Consider the following 13656-nt stretch of genomic DNA (forward strand, 5'->3'; position numbering starts at 1 on the left):
ATAAGGGCCTGCCCATTCAACAGGGCGAAGGTGTGCTTACCGCAAGAGGTCCTTCACGACGCAGCTCGCGCGGCCGAAATCCATCTGGCCCGGATAGCGACGCTTCAAAGCGGCCATGGTGCGGCCGACATCGCGCAGCCCGGCCGCGCCGATGTCTTCGACGACCTCCACGCAGGCCGACCGCATGGCGGTGTCGTCGAGCTGCGCCGGCAGAAGCTCACGGATAACGCCGATTTCCTGGCGTTCCTGGTCGGCGAGGGCGATTTGGCCGCTCGCTTCGAAATTCGCCACCGACTCGCGGCGCTGCTCAATCATTTTCAGGAGCAGATCGTAGACCTCGCGGTCGCCGATGCCTTCCTCGCCGCGTTCGCGCGCCGCTTGGTCGCGATCCTTGATGGCGGTCTGGATCAGCCGAAGCGTACAGGCCCGGCGTTTGTCTTCAGCCGATACGGCCGCTTTCAACGCCTTGTTGATCTCGTCGCGCATCGTCGCTCTCGTCAATGTGTCTGACGCGTGCAGCAAAATACCCATACCCGGCGCCGGTGACAATCCACCACGCCTAGCTTAAACTGTTGAAAACACTCGCGTTTGGAACTCAGATCGCAAGTTGACGCGCGCCCTGTCATGGCCTAGCGTCCTGACCTCGATCGCCTCGACATCGTCGGTGTTCGCGATCCGACGGCGGCCCAAGGCCGTCTGTCGCCGGACGCGGCGCGTGTATCGCGCGCGTTCCATCGATGCAAGAGGTAATTGGTCCATGCTGGATACACAAGATACCCCCGGCGCAGAAGCCTGGGCGGCACCCATGACGACGGCCCGGCTCATCCTGGCGGACGGAACGGAGATCGCCGGCTACGGCGTCGGCGCGACCGGCTATGCTGTGGGCGAAGTCTGCTTCAACACCGCGATGACCGGCTACCAGGAGATCCTGACCGATCCCTCCTATGCCGGACAGATCGTCACGTTCACCTTTCCCCATATCGGGAATGTCGGCACCAACGACGACGACATCGAGACGGTGAACATGGCCGCGCGCTCCGGCGTGCTCGGCTGCGTTCTCCGGGCCCCGATCACCGAGCCGTCGAACTACCGCGCGACCCGCCATCTCGACCGTTGGCTCGCCGCGCGCGGCATCATCGGCATCACCGGGATCGACACACGGGCGCTGACCGGCCGCATCCGCGAGCACGGCATGCCGAACGCGGTGATCGTCCATGACCGCAGCGGCCAGTTCGACTACGGCAAGCTGAAATCGGAGCTGTCCGCCTGGCCGGGCCTGGAGGGCATGGACCTCACCCGCGAGGTCACCGGGGGCCAGACCTTCGTCTGGGACGAGACGATTTGGGACTGGCCGACCCAGAGCTACGGGCGCCAGGCCGAGCCGCGTTACCACGTGGTCGCCGTCGATTTCGGCATCAAGCGCACGATCCTTCGGCTGCTTGCCAACGAGGGCTGCCGCGTCACCGTGGTGCCGGCGACGGCCACGGCGGAGGAAATCCTTGCCCATGAGCCGGACGGGGTTTTCCTGTCGAACGGACCGGGCGATCCGGCGGCCACCGGCGAATTCGCGCTGCCGGCCATCAAGACGCTGGTGGAGCAGGACGTGCCGGTGTTCGGCATCTGCCTCGGCCATCAGCTCCTCGGGCTGGCGCTTGGCGGCCGTACCGCGAAGATGCACCAAGGCCATCACGGCGCGAACCACCCCGTGAAGGACCACACCACCGGCAAGGTGGAAATCACCTCAATGAACCATGGTTTCGCCGTCGATCCCACCAGCCTGCCGGCGGAGGTCGAGCAGACGCACGTGTCCCTGTTCGATGGCTCCAATTGCGGCATCCGGCTGAAGGACCGCCCGGTGTTTTCGGTGCAGTACCACCCGGAAGCCTCGCCCGGTCCGCAGGACAGCCACTACCTGTTCAAGCGGTTCGTGAACCTCATTCGCGAGCGCAAGGGCGAACCGACCGAACCAGAGCGCGCTTGACGGGCGACAAGCATTTCCAGGCCAAGTGGAGACCGGTTGGCCGTCCGGAAATGCGCCAAAACAAGCGGTTAGACCCGTTTGGCGCTTCCAGGAAAAACCGAAGGGGCCAGCGGGCCGTCCGCCGCGTCATCGTTTCGTTATAGGAAGTTGATAGGGGCCGCGCTTGGCAGCGCGGGCTCAACCCGAGGATGGCCGGCCGCCGCCTGTAGGCGGGGTGGCGAACCACGGCGCATCCGATCAGATCGCGGAACCGGACGCCGTCAACACTGAACGAAGAGGGCGGAGAGGGCGATGGCTCAGTTCGTTGCGAGTCTGATGGATGCCGAAACCGGCAGCGACAACAAGTACGAATTCGAGGGACCGGACGATCTTCTGCACAAGACGCCGGTGCGCGTGATCCGTCACTTTATGGAGATCGTCGACAAGGAGATCCTGCCGTCCGAGCACATCGACTACGAGCTCAACGCGGCGATGCGGAACAAGGACGTTGGTGTCGTGACCGGCATCGGATCTCTCATCCGCGAAAATGGCGGCGAGATCCCGTTCCTTCTGATGATCTCCAAGAAGCGCTGACAAGCAACGTCAGGAAAAGTGGGGACCGGTTTTCCGTCCGGCGTTGCGAGAAGAAAAAACTTTTTGCTCGCACGCTGGCTTCGCGAAAGCGGGAACCAGTTCGCCATCCGGCGTCGCGCTTCGAAAACCGGAACAACTCAGGAAACGTGACGGCGACACTCTTTCGCAGTGCGGCTTTCCCTTTCCCCGACCCATCATCCGCAAACAGCGCCCCTCGGGTCTTCATGACGCGAGAAACGGGACGAAGGGCGTTGGATTGAGAATGTGTACAGGCTCCCTCGAGCCGCGCGAGGGACTACCGAAAGCCAAGCAGATCGGGTATGGGTGCAATAGTTGCGCTAGAGCCTTCTCATACGGGTCGCCTCGACCCGCCTGAGGACGAAGTGCTCAAGGTCTTGGAACGAGAGCCATTTTGATCGATCGGGCGCCTAAACCTGATCGAAAAAAGGCTCGGTTTGAATGAGCTGTCGCGTGAACCGTGGGCGGAGTCATCGGTCCTGGGCGGAATGTCGGCCGTGTCGCCGGCCGGATGATCTGGGCACGCGGACCTCGAAAAGTCGGGGCCGCGGACAGGCCTTGCGACCCGCCCGCAACTTCATCGTCCGATTAGCCAATCATGCCATAGAGGCGGTGGATGAGCTGCCACCGGCGATGGTCCGCACGGACCTGGTCCGGCGCGTTTGCGTCCGATCCAACCTGTCCACCGCGAAGCGCGGACCTGGCGAGAACAAGATAGCTAAGCATGGCACCAACTCCTTTCAAAGCGAGGATGGCGCTAAACGCATTCCGGACCTCGGTCGGCGGGTGGTCACCGGTAACCCGACCGAGAGGGAGCACGCAGTGCGCTTGTGGAAGGAATATGTGCACCATGTGCGCTAAAGTCAACAGGGAAACGCACATCGTGCGCTTTACCGGGAGTCTGTAGGTGACTGATCTGAAGACGAAGGAAATTGACGAGGCCTTCGAAATGAGCCCGGAGCAGTTTCGGGCTTGGCGTAAGGCCTTGGGACTGAAGCAGAAAGAGGCCGCCGACCGACTTGGCCTCAAGAAGCGGATGATCCAGTATTATGAGAAGGGCAACCGCGACGGCAAAGCCGTGAAAATCCCCAAGACAGTGCGGTTGGCCTGCTATGCCCTGTCGCATAATATTTTGGATTTCGATGGCGAACAGGTCTCGACGGGGCCGGTGGTGCCGGGCGAGGGGCCGGTTGTCCTGAAAGCCATCGAAGGCGGGATGCAGCCGGAATCCGCGCCTGCGGAGTGAGCCGGCTCAAAGCCGTGCCTCTCGGGTCAGGACTCATAAATCTGCAGGCCATGGCGCCTGAAACGGCAAAGAGATGCCAGGAGAGCCGCAACGGACGGGGCCTTTCGCCCGCCCGAGCGGCTCGACGACGCAGATCGCAGCCGTTTTGGCGTCCGAAGGAATGGATCGATTTGCCCGACTGCGGCGTCGCAAGAGCTGGCCCCTCGAAGAAGCCGCAACAGCAAAACCGCCCGGGTTTCCTGCGCTCTCGCTCATCGAGCATCCTGCGCGCCGATAAGATGCTCGACGCTGAAAGCTCGGATCGACTCGTCCACATTCGGCACCTGCCGAACGCGGGCCGATCGGTGCAATCGACCAAATCGCCTCCACCCATGACCTCCGGATTTATGGGTCCTGACCCTAGGCCTTTCCTGCTTTGTCGAAGTCTTCTATAAGCCCGCGAGTTTTGGGTTACATCCTGGGGCCCGCGGGACGTTCGGCAAACCGTAACGGCGTCCCCCCGCGCGGGGAGAATGGCGCGGACAGCGCGAAGCCCTTGCGGCTGTCCCGGATGACCCGTCCACGTTTCCCGCGACCGACCGGCCGCCCGGCCCACCTATTGGTGTGGCGCCGGGAGCCGCCCTGCGAGCCCGGATGCCGAAAAGAACCGACCTCAAAACCATCCTGATCATCGGAGCCGGCCCTATCATCATCGGCCAGGCCTGTGAATTCGACTATTCCGGGGCGCAAGCCGTCAAAGCCCTCAAGGAGGAGGGCTATCGGATCGTCCTGGTGAACTCCAATCCGGCGACGATCATGACCGACCCGGAGCTTGCCGACGCCACCTACATCGAGCCGATCACGCCCGAGCTGGTGGCCAAGGTGATCGAAAAAGAGCGTCCGGATGCGCTCCTGCCCACCATGGGCGGACAGACCGCCCTCAACTGCGCGCTGTCGCTGCGCAAGATGGGCGTCTTGGAGAAATTCGGTGTCGAGATGATCGGCGCCACGGCCGAAGCGATCGACAAGGCGGAGGACCGCGAGCTCTTCCGCACGGCGATGGACAAGATCGGGCTGGAAAGCCCCCGCTCCAAGCTCGCCCACTCCCTCACCGAGGCGTTCGTGGCGCTGGAGGAGATCGGCCTGCCGGCGATCATCCGCCCCTCCTTCACGCTCGGCGGCACCGGCGGCGGCATTGCCTACAACCGCGAGGAATTCCTCGACATCGTCGAGCGCGGCGTCGACGCGTCTCCCACGAACGAGGTCCTGATCGAGGAATCGGTTCTCGGCTGGAAAGAGTTCGAGATGGAGGTCGTCCGCGACAAGGACGACAACTGCATCATTATCTGCTCCATCGAGAACATCGATCCGATGGGCGTTCACACGGGCGATTCCATCACCGTCGCCCCGGCGCTGACCTTGACCGACAAGGAATATCAGCGCATGCGCGACGCCTCGATTGCGGTCCTGCGCGAGATCGGCGTGGAGACCGGCGGCTCTAACGTGCAGTTCGCGATCAACCCAGAAGACGGGCGCATGGTCGTGATCGAAATGAATCCACGCGTCTCGCGCTCCTCCGCGCTTGCCTCCAAGGCGACCGGCTTCCCGATTGCCAAGATCGCCGCCAAGCTCGCCGTCGGCTACACCCTCGACGAGTTGGAGAACGACATCACCGGCGGCGCGACGCCGGCCTCGTTCGAGCCGACCATCGACTATGTCGTCACCAAGATCCCGCGCTTCGCGTTCGAAAAGTTCCCCGGCGCCGATCCGATCCTGACCACCTCGATGAAATCCGTCGGCGAGGTCATGGCGATCGGCCGGACCTTCGCGGAATCTCTGCAAAAGGCGCTGCGCGGCCTGGAGACGGATCTTGCCGGCCTCGACGAGGTCGAGATCGAGGGACTTGGCGTCGGCGACGACAAGAATGCCATCCGCGCCGCCCTGGGCACGCCGACACCGGACCGGCTCCTGAAGGTCGCCCAGGCGCTCCGGCTCGGCTTCGACGCCGAGCAAGTGCACGAATCCTGCAAGATCGATCCCTGGTTCATCGAGCAGATCGCCGACATCATCGCCATGGAGGAGAAGGTCCGCCGCCATGGCCTGCCGAAGGATGCCGCCGTTCTGCGGCACCTGAAGTCGATGGGCTTTTCCGATGTTCGTCTGGCGAAGCTCGCAGGCACCGAAGAGAAAGCTGTTCGAGCGCTGCGCCAGCGCCTGGGCGTGCGGCCGGTATTCAAGCGCATCGACACCTGCGCAGCGGAGTTCGCCGCGCCGACGGCCTACATGTACTCCACCTACGAGCCCGCCCTCGCCGGCGCGCTCCAGGACGAGGCGGGCCCGTCGACGCGCAACAAGGTGGTGATCCTCGGCGGCGGCCCGAACCGGATCGGCCAGGGCATCGAGTTCGACTATTGCTGCTGCCATGCCGCGTTCGCCCTGCGCGACGCGGACTATGAAGCGATCATGGTCAACTGCAACCCGGAGACCGTGTCGACCGACTACGACACCTCCGACCGGCTCTATTTCGAACCGCTGACGGTGGAGGACGTGCTCGCGATCCTGGAAGTCGAGCGGGACGCGGGACGCCTGCACGGCGTGATCGTGCAGTATGGCGGCCAGACTCCGCTGAAGCTCGCCCAGGGCCTCAAGGCCGCCGGCATCCCGATCCTCGGCACCGATCCCGACAAGATCGACCTTGCGGAAGACCGCGACCGCTTTCAGCGGCTTCTGATCGACCTCGACCTGAAGCAGCCGAAGAACGGCATCGCCCGCTCCCTCGACGCCGCCCGCGCGATCGTCGCCACTATCGGCTATCCGGTGGTGGTGCGGCCGTCCTACGTGCTGGGCGGACGCGCGATGGAGATCGTGCGCGACGAAAGCCAGTTCGAGCGCTACGTGACCCAGGCCGTGGTCGTCTCCGGCACAAGCCCGGTTCTGATCGACGGCTATCTCGCCGACGCGATCGAGGTCGATGTCGACGCGATCTCCGACGGAGAGGACGTGTTCGTCTGCGGGATCATGGAACACATCGAGGAAGCCGGCATCCACTCCGGCGATTCAGCCTGCTCGCTGCCGGCGCATTCGCTTTCCGATGCCGCGATCGCCGCGCTGGAGGAGCAGACCCGCAAGCTCGCCCTTGGCCTCGGCGTGGTCGGCCTGATGAACGTGCAGTTCGCGATCCGCGACGGCGAGATCTACGTGCTGGAGGTCAATCCCCGCGCCTCGCGCACGGTGCCGTTCGTGGCCAAGACCATCGGCGTCCAGATCGCCAAGGTCGCCGCTCGGGTGATGGCCGGCGAGAAGCTGTCGACGTTCGGGCTGAAGCGACACACCCTGGACCATGTGGCGGTGAAAGAGGCCGTGTTCCCGTTCGCCCGTTTCCCAGGCGTGGACACGGTGCTCGGCCCGGAGATGCGCTCCACCGGCGAGGTCATGGGCCTCGACCGGGCCTTCCCCATCGCCTTCGCCAAGTCCCAGCTCGGCGGCGGAACGCGGGTGCCCACCTCAGGCACCGTCTTCGTGGCCGTGCGCGATGCCGACAAGCCGAAGATCCTGGAGCCCGTACGCACGTTGACGCGCCTCGGGTTTGAGGTGATGGCAACCTCGGGCACCCAGCGCTTCCTTGCGGATAACGGGATTCCCGCGCGCAAGATCAACAAGGTGCTTGAAGGTCGCCCGCACATCGTTGATGCTATCAAGAACGGTGAGGTCCAGCTTGTCTTCAACACGACCGAAGGGGCCCAGGCTCTCACCGACAGTCGGTCGTTGCGCCGCGCCGCGCTGATTCAGAAGGTGCCCTACTACACCACCGTCGCAGGCGCCATCGCTGCGGCCAAAGGGATCGAGGCCTATAGCACCGGCGTTCTTGAGGTGCGGCCGCTGCAATCCTATTTCGCGTCGGCTGAGTGACGATCGCGGGAACGCGATCGGCGGAGGATCCGTCGCCGCGTCCCGCGTTTGGGTTCCCTGTGGAGCCGTGTGCGTTTGAAGTCCGGACGGGTGTCCGGCAGCAAAGAAGGTTCAAGTGTCTATGGAAAAGGTTCCGATGACCGCTGAAGGCTACGCCGCGCTCGAAGCCGAGCTTAAGCGGCGGACGTCGGAGGAACGCCCGCGGATCATCCAGGCGATTGCCGAAGCGCGCGCCCATGGCGACCTTTCGGAAAACGCGGAATATCACGCGGCAAAAGAGGCGCAGAGCCACAACGAGGGACGCATCGTCGAGCTGGAGGATCAAATCTCCCGCGCCGAGGTCATCGACGTGAGCAAGCTCTCCGGCGAAACCGTCAAGTTCGGCGCCACGGTCACCCTCACCGACGAGGATACCGAGGAAGAGAAGACCTACAAGATCGTGGGCGATGTCGAGGCCGACGCCAAGAAAGGCCGGGTCTCGATCTCCTCGCCGATCGCGCGCGCCCTGATCGGCAAGAGCGTCGGCGACACGGTCGAGGTAGCGGCTCCCGGCGGTGCGCGCTCCTACGAAATCATGTCGGTCCGCTTCCTCGCCTGAGAACGCCGTTCAGCGCTTGTGTTCGCAGCTCCTGCCGAACGCCCGCGCGCGCTCGTGGACAAGATCTCGGGCGACGAGACCCGGCGCCTGAGACGTTAAAATGGTATAGCATCGGCCTTAGATGTACGGCCGCGCCGAGGCCGAGGAGGCCGGCCACGTCGGCCCTTCGCATCCCCCACACAAAACGCGCCTCTCCTATTGCGCCCTTCGACCTCCCAGGTCAGGGTCAGCTGGCGGTTCGCGATCGGGCAGGCCGCATCGTCGAAGGAGGAATGCGCATGATGAAGTCTTTGGTCGCCGCCGGCCTCGTGTTCACATTTGCAACCGGTGCTGCGCTCGCCCAGTCGGGTCCGCAATCGGAAGACATTCGCGCCGCCTGTAAGAGCGACGTGGAGCGTCTGTGCAGCGATGTGGAGCCGATCGAGGTTCCGATGTGCCTGGAAGAGCACATCGACGAGGTGTCCGCCGGGTGCAAGGAAACCGTGCAATCCGTCCGTCAGCAGGATCAGGACAGCCACGACTAGAGAGCGTTTCCAGGCCAAGCGGACACCGGTCAGCCGTCCGGAATCGCCTTAGAAAATAGAATTAGGCTCGTTCTGTGGTTCTGTGAAAAGCAGGCCGGGCCTAATATCGGGTTGGACCCTGCGAAATAGGTGTGGGCGCGCTCGTTCGCCCACACATCGACTGTCTGCATCCGGACCGCTTCAGAACGGGTCTCCCGTCATTTCACGTTCCAAGGGCAGAAAACTTCATGTCGCGACCGAACAGGAATCGCCCGGGCGACTGGCTGAGCACCGACCACGAAGCGATCCGCAAGTGGGTTTTGAAGCTCAAGGCCAAGGCCGCCGACACGGCAGAAGCCGACTATATTCCCCCGATCAAAGCCCTGCAGGCGACGGTGGAGGCGAACGCGCTTCTGAAGGCTGCGACAGAAGCAATGTTCGTGGAAGCGCTGGCCTACGCCAAGGACGAGCCGACGGGCGCTCCGGCCGTGCAGAGCTGGGACGAGTTCCTGAAGCTTCTGAACGCGGTCATGACCACTTCGCCGGAGTTTATGGTGGACACGGGCAACGACGAGGCCCAGGGCCTGGTCGGCTTTCCGATCAATGCGCTGCTCGACTGGCCGATGGGTACCGCATCGGGCGTGACGGTGTTTCAGGACGCCACGTTCAATGCGGCGATGAAGGACGTGCTCGCCTATTGGGGACGGTTCCTCACCACCGAGCCGTCGCGCTACGTGCTGGCCGAAGGGGACGCGACCAGCGACCCCGAGACGATTGCCTGGCTGAGCGATCCGGCGAAGGCGCAGATGGTGGCCGTGGCGCAGCAACCCTTTTCAGATCCCCCATCCGGGCAGACCTTCGAGGACATCTTCGCCGTCCCCGATCCCTCCGACGCAAGCTATCTCGGCTATCGGTCCTGGGACGATTTCTTCACTCGCATCTTCAAAGACGGCCAGCGGCCGATCGGCGACGCGCCGATCGTGAACGCCTGCGAATCGGCCCCGCTACAGGTGAAGACCGGCGTGGCGCTGGAGGAGAACATCTGGGCGAAGGGACAGCCTTATTCCCTCCACGACATGCTGAACGGCGATCCCCTCGCCTCCCAATTCGAGGGCGGCACGGTCTACCAAGCATTCCTGAGCGCGCTTAGCTACCACCGTTGGAACAGCCCGGTCGACGGCGTGATCGAAAAGACGGCCGTGGTCGACGGATCCTACTATCTGGAGAGCCCCTGGGAAGGGATCTACAGCGACGACGCAGATCCGTCCGCACCGAACGCCTCCCAGCCCTTCATCACCTCCGTCGCCACCCGCGGCATCATTTTTATCCGGGCCGACGACCCGGCGATCGGGCTGATGGCGATTGTACCGGTCGGCATGGCGGAGGTCTCGAGCTGCGAGATCACCGTGAAAAAAGGCGACACGGTCAAAAAGGGCGATCAGATCGGCATGTTCCACTTCGGCGGGTCGACCCACTGCCTGATTTTCCGCCCCGGCGTGGAGCTGGAGTTTTTGGTGCCGGTCACGGACAAGCCGAACCTCGACGCGACCAACGTTGCGGTGAAGTCGAACCTGGCGCGCGTGAAGTCGAGCTGAGCAAACAATCCGGCGCCAAACGAAAAACGGCGGGCCCGAGGGCCCGCCGCAAGGTCGACCTGATCAGGCCTTGGGAGACGAAAAAGTTTAGAACGCCAGCGCCTTCACCTGGGTGACGAGCGGCAGCGCGTTCACTGCCTTGAGCACGTCCTGGTTCGCCGGCTCGTCGATCTCCACCAGACAGATCGCTTCGCCGCCTCGCGTGTCGCGGCCGAGATTGAAGGTCGCGATGTTGACGCCGGCATCGCCCAGCGTGGTGCCGAGGCGGCCGATAAAGCCCGGCTTGTCCTCGTTGGTGACGTAGAGCATATGGGCGCCGAGCTCGGCTTCCATATTGATGCCCTTCACCTGGATCACGCGCGGCTTGCCGTCAGTGAACACCGTGCCGGCCACGGACCGCTCCTGACGCTCGGTGATCACGGTCAGGCGGATGTAGTTCTCGTAGGCGCCGCGCTGCTCGCGACGGACTTCTTCCACATTGATGCCCCGCTCGCGGGCGATCGCCGGCGCCGACACCGCGTTCACGTCCTGAAGCAGCGGCCGCATCAGGCCGGTGAGCGCGGCCGAAGTGAGCGCACGGGTGTTCATCTCCGCCACGTCGCCTTCATACTCCAGACGAACGCCGCGCAGACCGGATTCGGTGAGCTGACCGGCGAACGAGCCGAGCTGCTCGGCGAGCTTGGCGAACGGCGTCAGCCGGGGCGCCTCTTCCGCCGAAATCGACGGCATGTTGAGGGCGTTGGTGACGGCTCCGGTGAGCAGATAGTCCGCCATCTGCTCGGCAACCTGCAGCGCGACATTTTCCTGCGCTTCCGTGGTGGCAGCGCCCAGATGCGGCGTGCAGACCAGGTTCGGCGCTCCGAACAGCACGTTCTCCTTCGCCGGCTCCTCCGCGAAGACATCGACGCCGGCCCCGGCCACCTTGCCGGAATCCAGGGCAGCGCGCAGGTCCTCCTCGACCACCAGGCCGCCGCGGGCGCAGTTGATGATGATGACCCCGTCTTTCATCTTCGCGATCGCGGCCGCATCGACGATGTTGCGGGTCTTGTCGGTCAGCGGCGTGTGCAGCGTGATGATGTCGGCGCGCTTGAAGAGATCCTCAAGCTCGACCTTCTCCACGCCGAGCTCGAGAGCCCGGTCGACCGAAAGGAACGGATCGAAGGCGACGACGCGCATGGAGAGCCCGATACCGCGCGAAGCCACAATCGAACCGATGTTGCCGCAGCCGATCACGCCCAGCGTTTTGCCGGTGATCTCCGCGCCCATGAACTTGTTCTTTTCCCACTTGCCGGCCTGGGTGGAGGCGTCGGCCGCAGGGATCTGACGGGCAACCGCGAACATCATCGCGATCGCATGCTCGGCGGTGGTGATGGAGTTGCCGAACGGCGTGTTCATCACGATCACGCCCTTCTTGGTCGCCTCTGGCACGTCGACATTGTCGACGCCGATGCCGGCGCGGCCGATCACCTTCAGGTTGGTCGCCTTCTCCAGGATCTTTTCGGTGACCTTGGTCGCCGAGCGGATCGCGAGGCCATCATAGTCGCCGATCACCTCGGCGAGCTTGTCTTTGTCCTTGCCGAGATCCGGTTGATAGGTGACCTCGATGCCGCGATTCTTGAAGATGTCGACGGCGGTGGGGGACAGCTTGTCGGAAATGAGAACGCGAGGAGCCATGGTCCGGTCCTTTCGATCGGATGCGCAGCGACGTCCCGGCCCAGCCGGGCGGTCGCGCGAGAAAATGAAGGGATGAAGGATCGAGAGGCGGTCGGCCGGCGTCGGCCGGCCACCGCTTTCGCCCTATTTAGGCGGCTTTGGAGAGCTCGGCCTTTTCGACCTCGAACGCCCAGTCGAGCCACGGCGTCAGCGCTTCGAGATCGGACGCCTCGATCGTGCTGCCCGCCCAGATGCGAAGGCCCGCCGGGGCGTCGCGATAGGCGCCGATATCGTACGCGACGCCTTCCTTGTCGAGCCGCGAGACGATCGCCTTGGCGAACGCGCCCTGCTCGTCTTCCGAGCGGTTCGCGATCGCCGGATCGACGATCTTCAGACAAACCGAGGTGTTGGAGCGGATCTCCGGCTTCGCCGCCAGAAAATCGACCCAAGGCGTCTTGGCGACCCAGTCGGCAAGCACCGCAGCGTTTTTGTCGGCGCGGGCGAACAGGGCTTCCTTGCCCCCCAGCGAGCGAGCCCAGGCGAGCGCGTCGAGATAGTCTTCCACGCACAGCATCGAGGGCGTGTTGATGGTCTCGCCCTTGAAGATGCCCTCGTTCAGCTTGCCGCCCTTGGTCATACGGAAGATCTTCGGCAGCGGCCGCAGCGGGGTGTAGGTCTCCAGCCGGTCCACCGCGCGCGGCGACAGGATCAGGATGCCGTGGGCCGCCTCGCCACCAAGCACCTTCTGCCAGGAGAAGGTGACGACATCGAGCTTATCGAAGGGGAGGTCCTGGGCGAACGCCGCAGAGGTCGCGTCGCAGATGGTGAGCCCGGCCCGGTCGGCCGGAATGGCGTCGCCGGTCGGCACGCGCACGCCGGAAGTGGTGCCGTTCCAGGTGAACACCACGTCGCGGTTGAAATTGATTTCCGCGAAGTCGACGATCTCGCCGTAGGGCGCCTTCAGGATGCGGCAGTCTTCCAGCTTAAGCTGCTTCTGGGCGTCGGTGACCCAGCCTTCGCCGAAGGACTCCCAAGCCACCATATCCACGCCGCGCTCGCCGAGCATGGACCACATGGCCATCTCGACCGCGCCGGTGTCGGACGCAGGAACGATGCCGATCTTGTAGTCAGCCGGCACGCCGAGAATTTCGCGCGTGTCTTCGATCGCCTGAAGGAGTTTGGCTTTTCCGATCTTGGCGCGGTGCGAGCGGCCGAGGGCCGCGTCTTTCAGCGCTTCGAGCGACCAACCGGGCCGCTTGGCACAAGGACCGGACGAGAAATTCGGATTGGCCGGACGCACGTCCGGCTGCTTAGTCGTGCTCATGTTGGAGCTACCCTTCCAGATAGTCGCGCCTCGTTGGGGAGGCGTGTCCCACGGACGGCGATACTCCTATGGCAGCTTGCAATCAAGCGCCGATCGGATCCGGAAGATTGCGGATGGGGGCGTGGCCGCAGCCCGATCGGAGCCCGCCAACCACACCTACAAACTTGGCAAAAGGACGCTTTTTGCGGTTTCGACCCGGCGCGCCCAGCCTGCGACAAGCTGCCACAGGAAGGCCGGTCTCGGAGGCCGCAGCCGAGCCTCCCGAGCGCCGCCCGAT

General features: G+C 64.0%; 11 protein-coding genes. 7 read left to right on the forward strand and 4 right to left on the reverse strand.

Annotation, left to right across the window (positions count from 1 at the left end; genetic code table 11):
• Positions 1-36: 36 nt before the first annotated feature.
• A complete protein-coding gene (locus HNS03_RS00525; protein ID WP_367192273.1) occupies positions 37-486 on the reverse strand; it encodes a GatB/YqeY domain-containing protein in 450 nt (149 codons plus the stop codon).
• 271 nt (positions 487-757) lie between these two features.
• Between HNS03_RS00525 and carA the strand changes: the two genes are divergently transcribed.
• Together carA and HNS03_RS00535 are read left to right on the forward strand one after the other, a co-directional pair.
• Positions 758-1981 (forward strand): glutamine-hydrolyzing carbamoyl-phosphate synthase small subunit, encoded by a 1224-nt coding sequence (carA, locus tag HNS03_RS00530; protein WP_367192274.1) that lies wholly within the window; start codon positions 758-760, stop codon positions 1979-1981.
• Between the two features lie 291 nt (positions 1982-2272).
• On the forward strand, positions 2273-2554 hold the full coding sequence (locus tag HNS03_RS00535) for a hypothetical protein (protein WP_367192276.1): 282 nt from the start codon (positions 2273-2275) through the stop codon (positions 2552-2554).
• Positions 2555-3160: 606 nt separating this feature from the next.
• Here the strand turns inward: HNS03_RS00535 and HNS03_RS00540 are convergent.
• Complete coding sequence (locus tag HNS03_RS00540) at positions 3161-3298, reverse strand: hypothetical protein (protein WP_367192277.1); 138 nt, start codon at positions 3296-3298, stop codon at positions 3161-3163.
• 181 nt (positions 3299-3479) lie between these two features.
• On the opposite strand from HNS03_RS00540, the gene HNS03_RS00545 reads away from it, so the two are divergent.
• The 5 genes from HNS03_RS00545 (at position 3480) to HNS03_RS00565 (ending at position 10402) form a co-directional block, all read left to right on the forward strand.
• Positions 3480-3818, forward strand: coding sequence for a helix-turn-helix domain-containing protein (locus HNS03_RS00545; RefSeq protein ID WP_367192279.1), 339 nt, complete (start codon positions 3480-3482; stop codon positions 3816-3818).
• A 633-nt stretch (positions 3819-4451) separates the two neighbouring features.
• A complete protein-coding gene (carB, locus tag HNS03_RS00550; protein ID WP_367192280.1) occupies positions 4452-7706 on the forward strand; it encodes a carbamoyl-phosphate synthase large subunit in 3255 nt (1084 codons plus the stop codon).
• Between the two features lie 121 nt (positions 7707-7827).
• Positions 7828-8304 carry a transcription elongation factor GreA gene (gene greA / locus HNS03_RS00555; protein WP_367192282.1) on the forward strand — a complete coding sequence of 159 codons (477 nt, stop codon included), beginning with the start codon at positions 7828-7830 and terminating at the stop codon, positions 8302-8304.
• Positions 8305-8582: 278 nt separating this feature from the next.
• Entirely contained in the window at positions 8583-8828 is a 246-nt protein-coding gene (locus HNS03_RS00560) for a hypothetical protein (RefSeq protein ID WP_367192284.1), read from the forward strand.
• Between the two features lie 227 nt (positions 8829-9055).
• Positions 9056-10402, forward strand: coding sequence for a phosphatidylserine decarboxylase family protein (locus tag HNS03_RS00565; RefSeq protein ID WP_367192285.1), 1347 nt, complete (start codon positions 9056-9058; stop codon positions 10400-10402).
• Positions 10403-10489: 87 nt separating this feature from the next.
• Here HNS03_RS00565 and serA read toward each other — a convergent pair whose 3' ends face one another.
• Both serA and HNS03_RS00575 read right to left on the reverse strand, forming a co-directional pair.
• The gene (serA, locus tag HNS03_RS00570; RefSeq protein WP_367192286.1) at positions 10490-12076 is read right to left on the reverse strand and encodes a phosphoglycerate dehydrogenase; all 1587 of its coding nucleotides are present in this window, start codon (positions 12074-12076) and stop codon (positions 10490-10492) included.
• A gap of 127 nt (positions 12077-12203) precedes the next feature.
• Positions 12204-13379 (reverse strand): phosphoserine transaminase, encoded by a 1176-nt coding sequence (locus tag HNS03_RS00575; protein ID WP_367192288.1) that lies wholly within the window; start codon positions 13377-13379, stop codon positions 12204-12206.
• Between the last annotated feature and the right edge of the window lie 277 nt (positions 13380-13656).

The sequence above is a fragment of the Amorphus sp. 3PC139-8 genome (assembly GCF_040750475.1).
Lineage (GTDB): Bacteria > Pseudomonadota > Alphaproteobacteria > Rhizobiales > Amorphaceae > Amorphus.

Excerpts from the sequence above, each read along its gene's own strand:
- HNS03_RS00525 (WP_367192273.1), bottom strand. The coding sequence starts at position 486 with ATGCGCGACGAGATCAACAAGGCGTTGAAAGCGGCCGTATCGGCTGAA.
- carA (WP_367192274.1), top strand. The coding sequence starts at position 758 with ATGCTGGATACACAAGATACCCCCGGCGCAGAAGCCTGGGCGGCACCC.
- HNS03_RS00535 (WP_367192276.1), top strand. The coding sequence starts at position 2,273 with ATGGCTCAGTTCGTTGCGAGTCTGATGGATGCCGAAACCGGCAGCGAC.
- HNS03_RS00540 (WP_367192277.1), bottom strand. The coding sequence starts at position 3,298 with ATGCTTAGCTATCTTGTTCTCGCCAGGTCCGCGCTTCGCGGTGGACAG.
- carB (WP_367192280.1), top strand. The coding sequence starts at position 4,452 with ATGCCGAAAAGAACCGACCTCAAAACCATCCTGATCATCGGAGCCGGC.
- greA (WP_367192282.1), top strand. The coding sequence starts at position 7,828 with ATGGAAAAGGTTCCGATGACCGCTGAAGGCTACGCCGCGCTCGAAGCC.
- HNS03_RS00560 (WP_367192284.1), top strand. The coding sequence starts at position 8,583 with ATGATGAAGTCTTTGGTCGCCGCCGGCCTCGTGTTCACATTTGCAACC.
- HNS03_RS00565 (WP_367192285.1), top strand. The coding sequence starts at position 9,056 with ATGTCGCGACCGAACAGGAATCGCCCGGGCGACTGGCTGAGCACCGAC.
- serA (WP_367192286.1), bottom strand. The coding sequence starts at position 12,076 with ATGGCTCCTCGCGTTCTCATTTCCGACAAGCTGTCCCCCACCGCCGTC.
- HNS03_RS00575 (WP_367192288.1), bottom strand. The coding sequence starts at position 13,379 with ATGAGCACGACTAAGCAGCCGGACGTGCGTCCGGCCAATCCGAATTTC.